This window comes from Pseudomonas sp. TH37 (assembly GCF_016650735.1).
GTDB classification, from domain to species: domain Bacteria; phylum Pseudomonadota; class Gammaproteobacteria; order Pseudomonadales; family Pseudomonadaceae; genus Aquipseudomonas; species Aquipseudomonas farris.
This window is the reverse complement of record NZ_JAEKFD010000001.1, coordinates 183,910-200,569: the sequence shown is the minus strand read 5'-3', so window position 1 is coordinate 200,569 and position 16,660 is coordinate 183,910. Positions and strand designations below refer to the sequence as shown.

Sequence of the window (16,660 nt, the reverse complement as noted above, 5' to 3'; positions counted from 1 at the left end):
CTCCGCAGTGTGAGGGACCATGCACATCGTGCTCGGCGATTCGCCTGGTGGCAGGGCCACAGGCTGGAGGCGACCCGGGTGATGGCGGTGCTGGACCAGATCAATGGGCGGTGGGGTAGAGGAGGTACGCTTCGAGCCGCCAGCGCGCCGACCAATCCGGATCGGGGTATGCAACGGGAGATGATGAGTCAAAGCTATACCACGCGGCTGGACCAATTATGGACTGTTAGCTGTAGGTGAATGAGTGGCTGATTTGGGCCAAGCGGAGTCCTGTTAATACGGTACATCAAAACTTCAGCACTCCAACGCTATGAGTACGGTGTGCCTTCAGTTGTTCCAGCGTGGCCTCTCGGCGAGTGACAGGGCATAATCCGGAATTGCACGATTACCTCACACATTTCAGCTTCAGTATCCGGCGATCGTTGACCCGATATTTGCGTTCGGAGCTCTAGGGATGGACAGCGACACATGAATGCAGATTTTTTAGATGCCCATCAAAGACATATGGTTGATGCAGAATCGCTATTTTTGGCGTCACGCTTGGGTAACGCCGATCAGCTATACGGCTTTGCGGCGGAGTGCGGACTTAAGAAGCTGATGCACCACTTCGGAATGGTGATTCGGCAAGATGGCGCGCCAAAAGAGGTTGATGATCGTGTGCATGCCAACAAAGCGTGGGATCGCTACGATACCTATCGTGCAAGCTCGGTTAATGGTGCAAATTACGCTCTGCCAAGCCCAAACCCTTTCCTCGATTGGGATGCATCGCAGAGATACGCGAAAAGCGGCGACGTTTTGCTGCCGAGCGTTGAAGCTCATCGAACCGCTGCTGGAGTTGTTGCTGCTCTGGTTCGAAAGGCCCTGCTGGAGGGATTGATATGATTACGTTTGACCAACTGATTCCCAAGCTGCAGGAGATTTTTTCTCACCACACAGAGTTCCTTCAGCTAGCAGCGCCCGTTTACATAAACAGAGACCTGAACGGAAGGGTGCGACTGATCGTTTCTGCAAAGTGGCAAAGCGATCAAAGCGTTTTGAAATCACTAGCAGCTATCTCGCAACAAATGGTCGAGACGCTAGGTAAGCGGGCTTTTCCCGTAGAGCAAGCAGTATTATTTGAGCAATCTGTAGAGAGCGTTGCATTTGGTGCACCCGTTTTCCCTCTTGAGGGTATTTCTGGCGTTTCGTTGATTGATCGGTTAGCTACTCAAGGAAATTGGTCGACAATTGCCCCGGCCTCGGCAGAGATACCACGGGTAGTTTTTTTCTCCATCAAAGGGGGAGTCGGTCGCTCAACAGCGATCGCGGCGAGTGCCTGGTCGCTAGCACAAAGTGGAAAGCGAGTTTTAGTGCTCGATTTGGATCTTGAGTCGCCGGGTCTTTCGACCTCCTTGCTGCCAATTGATCGCCGTCCCAAATACGGAATCACCGATTGGTTAGTTGAAGACCTTATCGATAATGGCGATGAAGTTTTCGACAGCATGGTGGCATCCAGCGGCTTATCACATGACGGTGATATTTTTGTAGTCCCTGCCCATGGTGCAGATTCTGGTGAATATGTCTCTAAGTTGGGTCGGGCGTGGATGCCTAAAGTCACCTCCAGCGGCCAGGAATCTTGGTCCCAGAGACTGCAACGACTCATCTCTCTTTTAGAGAAGCGCTGGTCTCCCGATGTAATTCTTATTGATTCTAGAGCGGGAATTGATGAGGTGGCATCTGCCTGTGTTACTGATTTAGGCGCGAACCTGGTGCTTCTATTCGCATTAGATGGAGACCAGACGTGGTCCGGTTATCGTATTCTATTTCGTCACTGGCGAACCACCGGAGTCGTCCGAGAAATCAGAGAGCGGCTTCAAGTTGTGGGAGCCTTGATTCCAGAGTTGGATGGAGTCGAATACACAATTGGCTTACGTGAAGAGGCATGGAGCTTGTTCGCGGATGAGCTCTATGACGAAGTGCCGGCGGGTAGCGCGGCTACGGAGGAAACTTGGAGTTTTGACAGCTCCGATGAGGGAGGTCCCCACTATGCTTGGGCAATCCGTTGGAACCGCGGATTCAATTCGCTCCGTGCGATGCATTCAAGGCTGAATGGTATTGATGCCGATGAAGTATCCGCTATATTCGGTCAAGTAATACAAGGCATATCTAATGCCGTTCAAGGTGAGGATTGTTCGTGATTTCTAAGGTACAGATCAAAGAGTCTCTTGTTCAAGCGATTCCTCTGACAACTTCAACTCACGGGGAAGCGCCTGATCGACGTCATTTGTATATGCCACCGGGCCATACAAAAGCTTTGAGGCTCGAGTGCAATTTGGTAATCGGTGCCAGGGGGGTAGGGAAATCTTTTTGGACTGCCGCACTGCGCGCTCCTATCTTGCGCGAGGCGCTTGGTAAAGCTGTCAAGGAGCTGGAGATTACCGATGTACATGTGGGTTTCGGTGTTTCGCCAGATATTGATTCGTTCCCCGATATGGAGGTTTTTGCGCAGCTCATCAATAATGGATTTACTCCTTTCGAAATTTGGAAAGGAGTCGTCCTTCGTTGGCTCGCTAAAATCAATCCGGTATCCATCCCTGATAGCAAGTGGCAAGACACGATAGAGTGGGTCAGAGATAATCCTGAACTTCTAGCGAGGATCGTTCAGGATACGAACAGCACGCTTGTCAGTAGCGGCAGATTTGGTCTCATTGTATTCGATGCTTTGGATCGAACCAGCAATGACTGGGGAATGATGGACCAGATTGTAAGAGACCTGCTCAAAGTTGTGCTTTGGTTGAAGTCCTATCCGCGTCTCCATGCCAAAGTATTCCTACGAGAAGATCAGTCTGATCGCACTATCACCGATTTTCCCGACGCTTCAAAGTTGCTAGCTACAAAGGCTGAACTGACATGGGCGTCGCATGATCTGCATGGGTTGTTATGGCAGACACTTTGCAATGCTACCGGATCTGATGGGGAAAACCTGCGTGAGTTATATACGTCAGTAATTGGGAATGCTCCGCGCTCAGACAATCAAGTTTGGCTTGTAGCTGAAGAGGTGAAGCGAGAGAGCGCCAAGCAGCGGGACTTATTTGAGGCTTTAGCTGGTCCGTGGATGGGGCGAGATCGTCGCCGCGGAGTACCTTATATATGGGCGGTGAGCCACCTCGCAGATGGGCGGGGCCGGACCTCCCCTAGGTCTTTCCTTGCCGCCATACGCCAGGCGGCAGAAGACTCGTTAGAAAAATATCCGGACCATGAGCAGGCTCTTCATTATGAGAGCATCAAACGCGGCGTTCAAAAAGCGTCTGAGATCAGGGTTGCCGAAATGGCTGAGGATTATCCATGGGTTCCCAAAATCATGGATCCTCTTCGAGGGGCTTCTGTCCCCTGTGCTTTTGAAATCGTCGAAGAAAGGTGGAGAGTTCAGTTTCCCTCGGGGCTTACGGGATTATCAGACCAAAGACTTCCACCTCAGCATGCTGAAAGAGGATGGTCCGGGGTGCGAAGCGATCTAGAACGGCTCGGCATCTTTGAAACGATGAAGGACGGTAGGGTCAATCTGCCAGATCTCTACCGTGTCGGATTCGGCCTAGGGCGCCGTGGCGGAGTAAAACCGGTGAAGTGAATATTTTCCAAGCGGATGAAGAGAGGGGCTTGAGAGCGCCCCGCTTCACTAGGTTGGGCATGCAAGTATTCTTTACAACAACCACCTTCATCAGCAACGCGGCAAGCTTAGGGCAGATTTAGGGCATAAAGTGGGCCGCGGTAGGCCGGTATATACCATTAGCGGCGCAGTAAAATGGCGCAATTAGTGGCCTGGAGCGGTCTACCGAAACATTCGAAGGGGTTCGAATCCCTAACCGTCCATGTGCATTTACGTCGCTTTCACGTCTCAAATATCCGATCACCACTGTTGGGCCTCATTGGGCTACCCATTTAAACGCCGCCTACGGCGCTACAGGCTGCGACTCATCTGAAGCATAATGTTGCGTGAGTAGGTAGAGAGCTATGGATCGGGGAGGTAAATTCGAACGGCCGGAGCATTTTCCTGCTGAAAGGCTTGATATGCCTCGGCATCAAACAGATTGATCGCTCTGATTTCGCTCAGAGGAAAGGCCACTTCAAACAACTCAGGGTTTAGGTGGCTTAATGACTCATCCTTCTTAAAACGCTGATATACCGTTGTGTACCAGGTTGTGAAACGAAGCGTCATTTCCTCTCCCGCACGATAACCACTCACCACAGGCAAAATCCGGAGCATGTCGCGTTTGTCCCCAGGATCAATCGCCCCAGTCACATAACCTATATAAACCTTGCCGTTCCCCATGGTTACGGAGACGGGCATCGTAAGCTCCAATGCCCTCATTACGATGATTTCAAGGTCGGCATTCAAATCATGTATTACTTTTTTGAGTGCTGCGCGGGTTGAGTAGTCATAGATTTGGCGAAAAAAATGAGGGTCGCGGTGTTTAACTCGACGTACGAGTAGCCGAAAAAACTCTTTTCTAGAAATAGTTCCGAAGGCCAGGCTCCAGTTGAGTAGGTAACCGCCAAACATTCCCAGAGCTAATGTGGAGAATAGGACGAGCACCCAAAAAGCTGTGTCTATCTGCCGGTCGCTAGAGTCTTGAAGGATTGCTAGATCTGCCCATACCCGTACGAATGCCAGATACGGCTCTACGTCCTGTTTGATCGAGGTGACGAAAGTAAACGCTAGAAGGAAGAGCCAGATGCCCCAAAAAGCGGCTCTGATATAGATTTTTTGGGAGTCCTCACGCTTGATGAGGTATCTCGTTTTGTGCCAAGTGGTTACAAAAAGATAGCCCGCTATCAACGGGAAAAATGCCAACGCTGCTTTGAGCATTCAAACCCATCCTTAGGCGGCGATTAAACGCCTTGTCTAATCGCCTTGAGCAGCCCGTTTATCGGCATCATCGTTTTTTTTGTCCTGCATCTCAGTCCTCAACGACTCAAACGCCGACAATTGGTGCTGCACGGCTTGCGAGCGAATCACTTCTTTAGGATTAGCAAACATCACGCCGTCTCCAGTGACGTAGAACGGTGTTGTTTTCGCGGCATCGCGCTCTGCACCCATGTAATAGCCTTTCAACCTATCCATCAGGCTTTTATGCTCACGACTTTTGCTCATCTTCGTTCTCCTTTAGTAGGTTTGTCATCCATTTGACAGCGGAGCAGCTTCCTTGTTGAAAGTGACATAGGAGATCGGACTAGGAGACCACGGACAGCCTTTGACTGTCGATACGGCGCGATAGACCTGCCACCTTTGATACGGCAGCGAAGGATATTATCCTGGCTACCCGACAGCAATAGCCTTGTATCGGCCTGTGGACCACTGCGAACCTACCTAGGGTTTAGCATATATCTGCCATTGCACCCATTTATTCAGACCTCTGGTCTAGATCTGTTTCCCTCCCATTTCACTACCGATGTGCGTTACGGTTGTGACGAACAGACGTGACACGGTGATCTCCCTACCGTACGACGCAGCATGCTGCGGATGGTTATGTGGGGTTCCCGACCTAGTCGGGCTGGGAGGCCCCACCGTCTGCTCATTTTCTTTTCTTCGTTAACCTTTTGATCTCCTCATCCAGCTTGGCTTGATCGCTATTCAAACGTCGCATGCTGGTCATATAGACCTCCTTCCCGTTGCGCGTCACCTTGATCACTGTCACATATCCGTCCGCTTCATCGAGCAGGTCAACGGTGATGTTGGCTCGATTACCGGGAATCTCCAGTCCTTTACCGATGACCGTCCAACAGGCACTCAAAGCATTCATATTCGAGCAGCCTATTACTCCCTCAGCTCGGCCTCCGCCTGGCACTGATCACTGTGCCAATTTTGCCAGGCCTCCTCCTCGCCCTTGTAGGTCTCCGAGCATACGAGTCGAGGTCGAATCAGGTGGACGTCGCTCGGGTCTAGCGAAAAAATGTAACGATCCGCATGTTGAATGATGATCTTGCGCAAAATTCGCGCCATGCCTTCCTCCAGCACCGTGCCGCGCAGCCACGAACGCTTGCCAATGCTCGTGTGAAGAAGATGTTTCGGGCTCAGCGGGAGAAGTATGTCGGTGTTCTTGACCCCCCATCCACCACCAAAGTCATAATTGCTAGCGTCCTGATAGTTCAGTCTGATAAGCGGATTGTCTGATGTCGGCCAAGATATTCCTGCCGGGGCGTGAAGCACTGTCCACTGTTGTCGGGGGATGCGTTTTAGGGTGCTTGTCAGAAGATGCTTTATATTCCAAAGCCACATCCCTCTACCGATCATGGTCTCGGCCTGCACTTGCCAATTCCCTACCGGTGGTTTCTCAATGGTGATTTTTAAAGGAAATTCACCAGCCCCAACCATTTCGTTAACCTGAAGTGGCTGGTTTTCATTGACGCTCCGTTCCAGTTTATTAACGGTTTGCGCCAATGTCTTATCCATCAGCGGTTTCAATGTCTCTTTTTGGCGACTAAGAAACTCCTTAAGCCGTGCAGGAGTGCGCACATCTTGAGCTACAGCAAAGCGAACCAAGTGCCTCCAGTGATCAGGTGTAAGGCGCTGCTCGTTGATGACGCGGGATATCGCTTCTTGCGCCGGACTTTCAAATTCACGATCGAGCCAGCGTTCAATCTCATCCGTCTCCTCTTGCCCGATCAGAGAGGTATAGAGATGCCGACGAAAGGCGATACTTTTCAAGGGTAACTCTTCCCAGAGAGGGAAGCTGTCATGGGGAACCAGCAGCCGGTAAGTGGAAATCCTACCCTCATGCTCCCACTGCTTTAGATAGAGCTCCGGAACGTAATGGTTTCTAACGCGAAGCTGCTGCATTTACATCCTCCTTTCTCGACGGTCTCGTCACTGAATGGGGCAAACCGTACGCCAAACCATGCCATTCAATGCCCACTATGCATTTATGCAAGCAGGCAAGAGGGGCGTTACAGCCAGTAAACACGGGCCTCTAGCGCCAAAGCATATGGATGCATAGCTGAAGCTGTGGGCCAATCGCCAGCGCAAGAAACTTGTTATCGGCAATTCAGTAGTGTTCCATCGTAGAAGAAGTGCACGGATCGATCGCCTGCAGAGTAAGAGCCGGAAGCTATTTCCCGTAACTCTCCGTGTTTTGACAGGCGCTTGAGCCGTTCTGCGCGCGAGATGCTCGGAGCGCAGTGATCAAGGCGACTCTGTTCTTCCTTTACGTCGGGCGCAAGATTAGGCGGGACCTTGGTTTCCAGAGTCCATTCGACCTGAAGACGCTGAAACCTCTTGTAGTCCTCGATCGAGACGTATTCTTGCAGTTGAGTTCGAAGGCCAATTTTCTCGCCCTTTGCGCCTACGATGCCACTAAATTCGGAAAGCTCGATTGGTTTGCTGAAGACTCTGAAACCATCCAGGTCGACGAACTGGACAATGAGTTGTGCCTTCTGGTTTCGTTCGGCTAAGCGAGGGTCCGATAGATAGGCGGGATATCCGACGATATCTACGGATAGCAAGAGCTTCCCAGATATTACCTTTGTCTTGGCCTGAAGTTGCAAGCCGAGATTCGCGGTTAGGTCTGCTGGCCACTCCTTGATGGTCTCGTACTGCTTGGCCTGGCTACTCTCGTAGATTTTGGTTGCCCAAAAGTAAAGCGCGATCGTGATCCCGAGGGCCAAACCTGCAAGGAAGAGGCCTGTGGCGAGTTTCGCTGCAGCGAGAAGAAAGTTCTTCATAATGACGCCTAACTACTATTGGACGACATTACTGCCGCATTTAAACACGACAGTGATGGCGTATAACGTTCCTTGTCCTCCCGTAAGCCCTTGTCTAGCTTGGAGGGAGTCGCAGCAACGCGACATAGCCCAGAGAGAAAAGCGACATGGATGACGGCGAGCTCAACTGCGGTAAAGATTCAGCGCAGCAAGGAGATGCTACCAATTTGCCACTAGCCTGTCCACTGACTGCTTATGGCTGTAGCCGCCTTTCAGCCAGCGTTCAAAGCATCAGCTCTAGTTGTAAAAAAGCCCCGCACGGTACAGCCGGAGCGGGGCCTTTTATGTGTTGCGTGAGGAGGGAATCTCGTACCAATTTTTGTACCAATGACTGCGTTTTGGCAGGAAACTCTGAGTTGGCCTGGGCGTTAAGTCCCTGATTTCATTGCCCCTGATAACTTAGTAAACACCTCTGAACATGTCGGTGTAATTCTGTTCCAGGGACATGAAACTACCTGTGGGATTTTACGCAAAGGGCAAGGGTACGGTGACGGACACGGCGCTGCAAGCGTGAAGCGACGGCATTACTCGTCGCGACCTTCCATCATGGTGCGTTTGAGCATCACATAAACCGCTCCGGCGCCGCCGTGTTTCGGTTGGCACGAGGTGAAGCCGAGCACCTGTGAATGCTGACGCAGCCACGTGTTGACGTGACTTTTGATCATCGGCCGCTTGCCGTCCAGGCGCACAGCCTTGCCGTGGGTGACACGTACGCAGCGGATTTCGAATTTGGTCGCTTCGGCCAGAAAGGCCCACAAGGTTTCACGGGCCTTTTCCACGTTCATGCCATGCAGATCGAGGCTGCCTTCGAACGGAATCTGTCCGATCTTGAGCTTGCGCATCTGGCTTTCCTGGACACCGTCACGGGCCCACATCAGCTCATCTTCGGGGCCGACATCGATGACGAACTGATCGGACAACCCGTCAACGGTGGTGGCATCGGTGCGCACAGTGGCGGCTTGGCGCAGCTTGGCGATTTGCGCGCGGTCGGCCTTGGGTTTGCCGGTTTCGGCGCGATCGTGCTTGATCGGCTTGACGCCTTGGATCGCGCTTTTGAACAGGGAAAAATCGTCGTCTTGCATGTCAGCCTCCGCGAAGGGCGGCCAGTTTACCCAAGTCGGGACGAATCGGGCGCGACAAAACGTCCGGCTTTGGGCTTAGTCGTGTTTTTTCATCAAGTGCGGAGACATGTTCAGCTCTCGTGACTGGCGCGAGCGGCGACGGCAGCGGCGCCAGAGCCACACGCCGATGTACAGCACGAACAGGCCCACGGCCAGAATGATCGCGGAGCCCAGCGGGCTGGCATTCAATTCGCCCAGCGCCGGTGGCCGGCCCAGCAGGCTGGCCGCGCCGGCCATCGCCAGCAACACACCGCACGTCGCCAGCAAGGCAGCGAACGCTGCGCCGAAGCGAAAACGCCAGTTGCTTTGGCCTTTGGGCCGCAAGCGGCGTGCATCAAAACCATCGGATAACTTCATTCCGACCTTCCTCAATGGGTATCGGCCCTTCGACCGGGAGTTGACCGGGATGTTCCTGAGGCTAGGGCAATTACAGCAAATGAGAGGCTTTTGCGGATGAGCGGCGGCATGGACCGCTCATCGAAGGGTTGATCAGATCAGTTCGCGGGTCTGGGCGAGGGTGGCGAAATTGTCCGCCATGATCGCCATCTCGGTGTGCTGAACATGCTCGGCGCTCAGGACGCCACCCTTGTAGGGCAGGTCGCGAGTCGCGCAGGCGTCTTCAACCAATGTGCAACGAAAGCCCAGGTTCTTCGCGGCGCGCACGGTAGTGCTGACGCTGGAGTGGCTCATGAAGCCGCAGACGATAAGGTCCAGCGAGCCGAGATTCTGCAGGCGCTCCAGCAGTTCGGTGCCATGAAACGCACTCGGCAGCAATTTGCCGATGATGGTTTCGTCGCCCTGTGGCTCGAGCCCCGGGATGAACTCGCCGCGCTCGCCTTGCGGGTCGAACAGCCCACCGACGGTGCCGAGGTGGCGCACGTGCACGATCGGCCGACCGGCTGCACGGGCAGCGGCCACCAGTTGCTTGATGTTCGCGACGGCAGCATCCATGCCGCTCAGTGCCAAGGGGCCGCTGAGGTATTCTTTCTGGGCATCGATGATGACAAGGGTCGCATGACCCAGATTGGCCGCTGCATAACCACGGCCGCTGAGTTGAAACATCGTTTTTGGAACGGACATTCTGGGGCTCCTTCGGGTGGGGCTTTTGCGACATTGTCCTCTGGCTGAGCGCTTCTGTGAATCGCTACCATCGTAGGCACCGCCGTTGTTGGGTCGCAGCCTTGTCAAGATACTCGTTCTGTTCAATAGCTTGCTTAAAAAATAGAAGAGTCCTACATCTGACCCGGTGTTTTTCCTGCGTCGTCGTGGCGTCTTTTGGCTGTTAGAATCGTCAGTCGTTTTTTCTGGAGTTTGCCCCCGTGATCACTTCCCGACTTCGTACCCTGCGCGACCATATCCGTTGGGCCGTCAGCCGCTTCCATGGGGAGGATCTGTTTTTCGGCCATGGGACCGACAATGCCTGGGACGAAGCCCGTCAGCTGGTGTTGGGTGCGCTGCACTTGCCGTGGGAAATCGCCGACAGCTATCTGGACTGCCGTCTGGAAGACGACGAACTGGTCAATCTGCAACGCTTGCTCAAGCGCCGCATCGAAGAGCGCATTCCGACCGCTTACCTGCTGGGTGAAGCCTGGTTCTGCGGTATGTCGTTCATTGTCGACGAGCGCGTGCTGATCCCGCGTTCGCCGATTGGCGAGCTGATCGAAAAGCGTTTTGAGCCGTGGTTGGGTGCCGAACCTGCACGTATTCTCGACCTGTGCACCGGTTCCGGTTGCATCGGCATCGCCTGTGCTTACGAGTTCCAGAACGCCGAAGTGGTACTGGCCGATCTGTCGTTTGAAGCGCTGGAAGTGGCGAACCAGAATATCGAGCGCCACGGTGTCGATGAGCGGGTGTTCACCGTTCAGGGCGATGGTTTCGATGGCTTGCCGGGTCAACGTTTCGACCTGATCGTGTCGAACCCGCCTTACGTCGATGCGGAAGATTTCGCCGACATGCCGGACGAGTATCAGCACGAACCGGAGCTGGGCCTGGCCTGTGGCGACGACGGTTTGAATCTGGTGCGTCGCATGCTCGCCGAAGCGGCGGATCATCTGACCGAGAAGGGTTTGCTGATTGTCGAGGTGGGTAACAGCCAGGTTCACGTCGAGGCGCTATACCCGGAAGTCGACTTCGCCTGGCTTGAGTTCGAGCGTGGCGGGCATGGGGTGTTCATGCTGACAGCGGAGCAATGCCGCGATCATCAGGCGTTGTTTGCTTCTCGCGTCTGACCTGAGAATGCCTTCGCGGGCAAGCTACGCTCCCACAGGTTTTGTGTTGTGTCCAAATGAGGAGGCACACACAAAACTTGTGGGAGCGAGGCTTGCCCGCGATGGCCGCCCCTCGGTCTCAAATCTTTACCGATGCGTAGCAATCCAGATCAACAACCCCGCCTGAAACACCGCAAACGCCACCAGACAGGTAATGGTAAAACGCAGCCCGGCGTCTTCGCGTTTGTACTTGCTGACTTTTTCTTCGTGCTTCTTCAGTTTGACTTCCTGTTCCGCCAGGTTCTGCTCGGCTTGCTGGAGCATCTGCGCGGCTTCGAGGATTTCTACCTGCTGCAACTTTTCGCTATTCCAGTCGCCGAGCAAATCACCGACCGACACCTCTTTAACGCTGCCCTTCAAATGCTGGGCGTCGGCGTAGACCACGTCAAAACCGTGCACCCGCAGAAAGTGATCGCGGCGCAGGCGAGTGTCTTCGTTCAGCGCATCCTTGTTGTTCAGGTCAGTGCCGTCGACGGTGTAGGCGGGCCATCTCTTCTTCGCCCAAGTAATGCCCTGAGCGGCCATATAACGCCCGATGCCGCGGTTCATTGGCTCGATCTGCAAACCGCTTTCCGGCCTGAAATGCACGCGTTTGGCAGTGTGATCGACCCACACGTCCAGATGATTCTGTTCTTTGCGCACCCGCTGGCCCGGCAGCTTGATGGTCATGCGCATCAGGCTGTGTTCCTTGCTATTGCGTTCGGCGTAACCGAATTCGACAAAGCGCAACGGCCGTCCACCGGTATTGCGGTCGGTTTGCAGCGGCGCCAGGCGGAGCATTTTGTGGTGCTCGACGTGGACGTCCGCCCACGGCAGCTCGACCGCTGGCGGTGCGTCTTTTTCAGCGGTGGTGTCGGGTGAAGTCTGGGTATCAGTCATAACGGCGAGATCCTGTCCAAGCCCTGCTTGCCGCCAGCCAGTGCGCTGGCGACAAAGGCTTATCGGCCGTTTTTTTCAGGACTGGAGGGTCAACAGCGCTTAAAACAGCGCTTAACTGGTGCGAAGTCCGTCAATAAACCCGAGGATTCGCGCGCCGAGTTCGGCTGCCAGTGGTAATTGCGGATCTTTATAGGAGGCCAATTGCCGCTTCACGTCGTTGGGCACGATGCGCATCACGTGGTTCATGCCTTCGATCAGCGCCAGTTCGGCGTCCGGTTTGGCCGCCTTGAGCGCCTGGGCATCACCGACGCCGACCTGAATGTCGTTGCTGCCCTGGATGATCAGCGCCGGCATTTTCAATTTGGCGAAGGCCGCCGCCGGGTCTTGGCGGAACAGCGAAATCAGATACGGCTGCACGCTGGGGCGGAAAATCACCTGCAATTGTGGGGGCACGTTGTCGTCGGTGTGGCCGGCCTTGAGGCTGTCGAGTAGCTCATTGCTGCGCAGCATCAAGGGAGGCGGCAGGCGATTGCTTAGCTGCTGGCGCAGGACCTGATCGATCGGCCGGGCGCTGCCGGACATGGAAATCACCGCCGCGGCATCGACGTTTGGCGCCGCCAGGCTGGCGATTAACGCACCTTCGCTGTGGCCCAGCAAAATCAGTTTGCCAAAGCGCGGATCGGCTTTGAGCTTGTGGCCCCAGGCTTCGGCGTCGGCCACATAGGCCTCCACCGACAGATTACGTTCGTCTGGAGTCGCAGCCAGGCTCGCCGCCACGCCACGCTTGTCGTAGCGCACGCTGGCAATGTTGTGTTTGGCCAGCACCCAGGCCAGCCGTTTGAGGCTGTCGTTGCGTCCGCCGTCGGGGTTGTTTCCGTCACGATCCGTAGGACCGGAGCCGGAAATGATCAGGACAACCGGCACAGGCGTGTCGGACTTGGGCAGCAACAGCGAGCCGAAAAGCTCGCCACTGCCGGTGTCCAATGTGATCGGGCGTTGCAGGACAGTGGCCTGTGCAAAGCCGGTAAACAAGGTAAGGCTCAAGGCTAGAACTCGCAGCATCATCACGCCATCATCAACAAGGTGCCGGTTGGACTCGCAGGCACCCATAAGGTTCGAGGATGAACTAGTCGGGTAGCCTGCGTATACTGGCGCGCATTACGTATTTTAGTTTCGATTTCACGGAGCGTCCCGCATGTCCGGCAATACCTACGGCAAGCTGTTCACTGTCACCACCGCGGGCGAAAGCCATGGTCCGGCGTTGGTCGCCATTGTCGATGGCTGCCCGCCGGGCCTGGAGATTTCCCTTGAGGATCTGCAGCGCGACCTGGATCGCCGCAAGCCCGGCACCAGCCGCCACACCACCCAGCGCCAGGAAGCCGACGAAGTCGAAATCCTCTCTGGCGTGTTCGAAGGCCGCACCACCGGTTGCGCCATCGGCCTGTTGATCCGCAACACCGACCAGAAGTCCAAGGACTATTCGGCGATCAAGGATCTGTTCCGCCCGGCCCACGCCGACTACACCTACCACCACAAATATGGCGAGCGCGATTATCGCGGCGGCGGTCGCAGTTCGGCCCGTGAAACCGCCATGCGCGTGGCGGCAGGGGCGATCGCGAAAAAGTACCTGGCCACCCAGGGCATCGTCATTCGTGGCTACATGAGCCAGCTCGGCCCGATCGAAATCCCGTTCAAGACCTGGGATTCGGTGGAAGAAAACGCTTTCTTCAGCCCCGACCCGGACAAAGTGCCGGAGCTGGAAGCCTATATGGACCAGTTGCGTCGCGACCAGGATTCGGTCGGCGCGAAGATCACCGTGGTTGCCGAAGGCGTGATGCCTGGCCTCGGCGAGCCGATTTTCGACCGCCTCGACGCCGAACTGGCCCACGCGCTGATGAGCATCAACGCGGTCAAAGGCGTTGAGATCGGCGCCGGTTTTGCCAGCATCGCCCAGCGCGGCACCGAACACCGTGATGAAATGACCCCGGAAGGTTTCCTAAGCAACAATGCTGGCGGCATTCTCGGTGGCATCTCGTCCGGTCAGCCGATCGTTGCGCATCTGGCACTTAAGCCAACCTCGAGCATCACCACGCCGGGTCGCTCCATCGACATCCATGGCAACCCGGTTGAGGTCGTCACCAAGGGCCGTCACGACCCGTGCGTCGGCATCCGCGCCACGCCGATTGCAGAAGCGATGATGGCCATCGTGCTGATGGATCACCTGCTGCGTCACCGCGGGCAGAACCTCAATGTGCGCGTGAGCACTCCGGTGCTGGGTCAGCTTTAATGGCTGACCTTATGGCCGCCGGGGTCTGACGACCGTGGCGGCGCTCCCGTACTGGCGGCTTTCCAGTTTCTATCTGTTCTATTTCGCCTTGCTCGGTTCGACAGCGCCATTCCTGGCGCTGTACTTCGATCACCTGGGCTTTTCCAGTGCGCGCATTGGCGAACTGGTGGCGATCCCGATGCTGATGCGCTGCGTGGCGCCGAACATCTGGGGCTGGCTCGGTGACTACACCGGGCGACGGCTGGCTATCGTGCGGTTCGGCGCGGTCTGTACGTTGCTGACCTTCTCACTGATTTTCGTCAGCAAAAGCTACGCGTGGCTGGCGATGGTCATGGCCTTGCACGCCTTCTTCTGGCACGCGGTATTGCCGCAGTTCGAAGTCATCACCCTGGCGCACTTGAACGGCCAGACATCTCGCTACAGTCAGATTCGCCTGTGGGGTTCCATCGGTTTCATCATTACCGTGGTCGCCCTCGGTCGAATGTTCGAATGGCTCAGCCTCGACATCTATCCGGTCACGCTGGTGCTGATCATGGCCGGGATCGTGGTCAGCAGTTTATGGGTGCCTAACGCGCAACCGATTCAGAGTGAACGGCTGGCGGGGGAGGGATTCCTCCAGCAATTGCGCAACCCCGGGGTATTGGCGTTCTACGGTTGCGTGGCGTTGATGCAGATGAGTCACGGGCCGTATTACACCTTTCTGACCCTGCACCTTGAGCGACTCGGTTACAGTCGTGGGCTGATCGGCATGCTCTGGGCGGTCGGCGTGGTTGCCGAAGTCTTGATGTTTCTGGCCATGAGCAAAATCCTTACGCGTTTCTCGGTGCGCCGAGTGCTGCTGTCGAGTTTCCTGCTGGCGGCTTTGCGTTGGTTGTTGCTCGGTTCGTTTGCCGAGTTCCTCTGGGTGCTGCTGTTTGCCCAAGTGCTGCACGCCGCAACCTTCGGCAGCTTTCACGCGGCTGCCATCCAGTTCGTGCAACGTAGCTTCGGCGCGCGTCAGCAAGGGCAGGGCCAAGCGTTGTATGCCGCGCTGGCCGGCACTGGCGGTGCACTGGGCGCGCTGTATTCCGGCTATAGCTGGAATGCCCTCGGCGCCACATTGACCTTTAGTATTGCCAGTCTCGCTGCCTTCGCCGCTGCCGTTATCATTGCCACACGTATGCAAGAGGACAGGCCATGAGCCTTACCCGTGAACACCTCGCCCAGGAAATCATCGACGCCGGGCGTTTTCTGTATGGCCGCGGCTGGTCGCCGGCCACCAGCAGCAATTACTCGACCCGCCTGTCGCCGACCGAAGCCTTGCTGACGGTGTCTGGCAAGCACAAAGGCCAGCTGGGTATCGACGATGTGCTGGCCACCGACTTGTCGGGCAATAGCCTGGAACCGGGCAAAAAACCGTCCGCCGAAACCCTGTTGCATACTCAGCTCTACCGTTGGCGCCCGGAGATCGGTGCGGTGCTGCACACCCATTCGGTGAATGCCACCGTGCTGTCGCGCCTGACGCCGGAAGACTTCATCGAATTCGAAGACTATGAACTGCAAAAAGCCTTCAGCGGCATCTCGACCCACGAGTCCCGGATGCGCGTGCCGATTTTCGACAACGATCAGGACATTGCACGGCTGGCCGCCAAGGTGCAGCCTTGGCTCGACGCCCATCCTGATTGCGTCGGCTATCTGATCCGCGGCCATGGCCTCTACACGTGGGGCGCGCGCATGAGCGACGCGCTGCGGCAGATCGAGGCCTTTGAATTTTTGTTCGAGTGCGAGTTGAAGACGCGCTCGCTCTCGAACCATAAAGCATGAACCGTTAAGGAGTTGCCCAGATGAGCAGCCTGTCCGTTTATCACGTCTCCAGCCCTGAAATACCGAACAAAGTCCTGACCCACCTCGAGGACATCGCCTCGACCCTGGCCGAGCAGGGCGTGCGCTTCGACCGTTGGCAGGCCACGGCGAAAATCCAGCCCGGTGCCAGCCAGGAAGAAGTGATCGCCGCGTACCAGGAGCAAATCGACAAGCTGATGACCGAGCGCGGTTACGTCACTGTCGACGTGATCAGCCTGAACAGCGATCACCCGCAAAAAGCCGAGTTGCGCGCCAAGTTCCTCGATGAACACCGCCATGCTGAAGACGAAGTACGATTTTTCGTCGCCGGCCGTGGCTTGTTCACCCTGCACATCGGCGATTACGTCTACGCCGTGCTCTGCGAGAAAAACGACCTGATCTCGGTGCCGGCCGGTACGCCGCACTGGTTCGACATGGGCGAGCATCCGCATTTCGTCGCAATCCGACTGTTCAACAACCCCGAAGGCTGGGTGGCCAGTTTCACCGGCGACGACATCGCCAGCCGCTTCCCGCGTCTCGAGGACTGA

18 protein-coding genes and 1 pseudogene are annotated in these 16,660 nt (G+C 55.8%); 9 read left to right on the top strand and 10 right to left on the bottom strand.

Going from position 1 to position 16,660, the window contains the following annotated elements:
• Positions 1-66: 66 nt before the first annotated feature.
• From JFU11_RS00870 to JFU11_RS00855, 4 genes and pseudogenes are all read left to right on the top strand, one after another.
• Positions 67-240, top strand: a pseudogene (locus JFU11_RS00870) (DUF4113 domain-containing protein); the annotation flags it as partial.
• A 228-nt stretch (positions 241-468) separates the two neighbouring features.
• Positions 469-882, top strand: a complete 414-nt coding sequence (locus JFU11_RS00865) for a hypothetical protein (protein WP_201059352.1) — start codon at positions 469-471, stop codon at positions 880-882.
• Positions 879-2,177, top strand: a complete 1,299-nt coding sequence (locus JFU11_RS00860) for a ParA family protein (protein WP_201059350.1) — start codon at positions 879-881, stop codon at positions 2,175-2,177. Before JFU11_RS00865 ends, JFU11_RS00860 begins: the two co-directional genes overlap by 4 nt.
• Positions 2,174-3,607 carry a hypothetical protein gene (locus tag JFU11_RS00855; protein ID WP_201059348.1) on the top strand — a complete coding sequence of 478 codons (1,434 nt, stop codon included), beginning with the start codon at positions 2,174-2,176 and terminating at the stop codon, positions 3,605-3,607. Before JFU11_RS00860 ends, JFU11_RS00855 begins: the two co-directional genes overlap by 4 nt.
• Before the next feature lie 381 nt (positions 3,608-3,988).
• Here the strand turns inward: JFU11_RS00855 and JFU11_RS00850 are convergent, their stop codons facing one another.
• From JFU11_RS00850 to JFU11_RS00815, 8 genes are all read right to left on the bottom strand, one after another.
• Positions 3,989-4,846, bottom strand: a complete 858-nt coding sequence (locus JFU11_RS00850) for a hypothetical protein (protein ID WP_201059346.1) — start codon at positions 4,844-4,846, stop codon at positions 3,989-3,991.
• 36 nt (positions 4,847-4,882) lie between these two features.
• Entirely contained in the window at positions 4,883-5,131 is a 249-nt protein-coding gene (locus tag JFU11_RS00845) for a hypothetical protein (protein WP_111454843.1), read from the bottom strand.
• 421 nt (positions 5,132-5,552) lie between these two features.
• The gene (locus JFU11_RS00840; protein ID WP_201059344.1) at positions 5,553-5,780 is read right to left on the bottom strand and encodes a hypothetical protein; all 228 of its coding nucleotides are present in this window, start codon (positions 5,778-5,780) and stop codon (positions 5,553-5,555) included.
• Between the two features lie 14 nt (positions 5,781-5,794).
• Positions 5,795-6,817, bottom strand: coding sequence for a DUF4238 domain-containing protein (locus JFU11_RS00835; protein WP_201059342.1), 1,023 nt, complete (start codon positions 6,815-6,817; stop codon positions 5,795-5,797).
• A gap of 194 nt (positions 6,818-7,011) precedes the next feature.
• Positions 7,012-7,698, bottom strand: a complete 687-nt coding sequence (locus tag JFU11_RS00830; protein WP_201059340.1) for a hypothetical protein — start codon at positions 7,696-7,698, stop codon at positions 7,012-7,014.
• A 563-nt stretch (positions 7,699-8,261) separates the two neighbouring features.
• Entirely contained in the window at positions 8,262-8,819 is a 558-nt protein-coding gene (locus JFU11_RS00825; protein ID WP_007898817.1) for a Smr/MutS family protein, read from the bottom strand.
• Positions 8,820-8,894: 75 nt separating this feature from the next.
• Positions 8,895-9,215, bottom strand: coding sequence for a hypothetical protein (locus JFU11_RS00820; protein ID WP_030131642.1), 321 nt, complete (start codon positions 9,213-9,215; stop codon positions 8,895-8,897).
• Between the two features lie 132 nt (positions 9,216-9,347).
• Positions 9,348-9,938, bottom strand: coding sequence for a cysteine hydrolase family protein (locus JFU11_RS00815; protein WP_008005646.1), 591 nt, complete (start codon positions 9,936-9,938; stop codon positions 9,348-9,350).
• Positions 9,939-10,177: 239 nt separating this feature from the next.
• On the opposite strand from JFU11_RS00815, the gene prmB reads away from it, so the two are divergent.
• On the top strand, positions 10,178-11,086 hold the full coding sequence (prmB, locus tag JFU11_RS00810) for a 50S ribosomal protein L3 N(5)-glutamine methyltransferase (protein ID WP_052963689.1): 909 nt from the start codon (positions 10,178-10,180) through the stop codon (positions 11,084-11,086).
• 126 nt (positions 11,087-11,212) lie between these two features.
• Here prmB and JFU11_RS00805 read toward each other — a convergent pair whose 3' ends face one another.
• Complete coding sequence (locus tag JFU11_RS00805; protein ID WP_201059338.1) at positions 11,213-12,004, bottom strand: hypothetical protein; 792 nt, start codon at positions 12,002-12,004, stop codon at positions 11,213-11,215.
• 111 nt (positions 12,005-12,115) lie between these two features.
• Positions 12,116-13,114 (bottom strand): alpha/beta fold hydrolase, encoded by a 999-nt coding sequence (locus JFU11_RS00800; protein ID WP_201121210.1) that lies wholly within the window; start codon positions 13,112-13,114, stop codon positions 12,116-12,118.
• Positions 13,115-13,199: 85 nt separating this feature from the next.
• On the opposite strand from JFU11_RS00800, the gene aroC reads away from it, so the two are divergent.
• The 4 genes from aroC to JFU11_RS00780 are packed head-to-tail and all read left to right on the top strand — an operon-like array spanning position 13,200 to position 16,660.
• Positions 13,200-14,291: a chorismate synthase gene (gene aroC, locus JFU11_RS00795; protein WP_052963693.1), complete on the top strand. Its 1,092-nt coding sequence runs from the start codon at positions 13,200-13,202 to the stop codon at positions 14,289-14,291.
• A 34-nt stretch (positions 14,292-14,325) separates the two neighbouring features.
• Positions 14,326-15,471 (top strand): MFS transporter, encoded by a 1,146-nt coding sequence (locus tag JFU11_RS00790; RefSeq protein WP_201059334.1) that lies wholly within the window; start codon positions 14,326-14,328, stop codon positions 15,469-15,471.
• Positions 15,468-16,094, top strand: coding sequence for a methylthioribulose 1-phosphate dehydratase (locus JFU11_RS00785; RefSeq protein ID WP_201059332.1), 627 nt, complete (start codon positions 15,468-15,470; stop codon positions 16,092-16,094). Before JFU11_RS00790 ends, JFU11_RS00785 begins: the two co-directional genes overlap by 4 nt.
• 20 nt (positions 16,095-16,114) lie before the next feature.
• Positions 16,115-16,660, top strand: coding sequence for an acireductone dioxygenase (locus tag JFU11_RS00780; protein ID WP_201059330.1), 546 nt, complete (start codon positions 16,115-16,117; stop codon positions 16,658-16,660).

Bases quoted from the DNA above. Each gene is read 5' to 3' on its own strand.
- JFU11_RS00865 (WP_201059352.1), top strand. From the start codon at position 469: ATGAATGCAGATTTTTTAGATGCCCATCAAAGACATATGGTTGATGCA.
- JFU11_RS00860 (WP_201059350.1), top strand. From the start codon at position 879: ATGATTACGTTTGACCAACTGATTCCCAAGCTGCAGGAGATTTTTTCT.
- JFU11_RS00850 (WP_201059346.1), bottom strand. From the start codon at position 4,846: ATGCTCAAAGCAGCGTTGGCATTTTTCCCGTTGATAGCGGGCTATCTT.
- JFU11_RS00845 (WP_111454843.1), bottom strand. From the start codon at position 5,131: ATGAGCAAAAGTCGTGAGCATAAAAGCCTGATGGATAGGTTGAAAGGC.
- JFU11_RS00840 (WP_201059344.1), bottom strand. From the start codon at position 5,780: ATGAATGCTTTGAGTGCCTGTTGGACGGTCATCGGTAAAGGACTGGAG.
- JFU11_RS00835 (WP_201059342.1), bottom strand. From the start codon at position 6,817: ATGCAGCAGCTTCGCGTTAGAAACCATTACGTTCCGGAGCTCTATCTA.
- JFU11_RS00830 (WP_201059340.1), bottom strand. From the start codon at position 7,698: ATGAAGAACTTTCTTCTCGCTGCAGCGAAACTCGCCACAGGCCTCTTC.
- JFU11_RS00825 (WP_007898817.1), bottom strand. From the start codon at position 8,819: ATGCAAGACGACGATTTTTCCCTGTTCAAAAGCGCGATCCAAGGCGTC.
- JFU11_RS00820 (WP_030131642.1), bottom strand. From the start codon at position 9,215: ATGAAGTTATCCGATGGTTTTGATGCACGCCGCTTGCGGCCCAAAGGC.
- JFU11_RS00815 (WP_008005646.1), bottom strand. From the start codon at position 9,938: ATGTCCGTTCCAAAAACGATGTTTCAACTCAGCGGCCGTGGTTATGCA.
- JFU11_RS00805 (WP_201059338.1), bottom strand. From the start codon at position 12,004: ATGACTGATACCCAGACTTCACCCGACACCACCGCTGAAAAAGACGCA.
- JFU11_RS00800 (WP_201121210.1), bottom strand. From the start codon at position 13,114: ATGGGTGCCTGCGAGTCCAACCGGCACCTTGTTGATGATGGCGTGATG.
- aroC (WP_052963693.1), top strand. From the start codon at position 13,200: ATGTCCGGCAATACCTACGGCAAGCTGTTCACTGTCACCACCGCGGGC.
- JFU11_RS00785 (WP_201059332.1), top strand. From the start codon at position 15,468: ATGAGCCTTACCCGTGAACACCTCGCCCAGGAAATCATCGACGCCGGG.
- JFU11_RS00780 (WP_201059330.1), top strand. From the start codon at position 16,115: ATGAGCAGCCTGTCCGTTTATCACGTCTCCAGCCCTGAAATACCGAAC.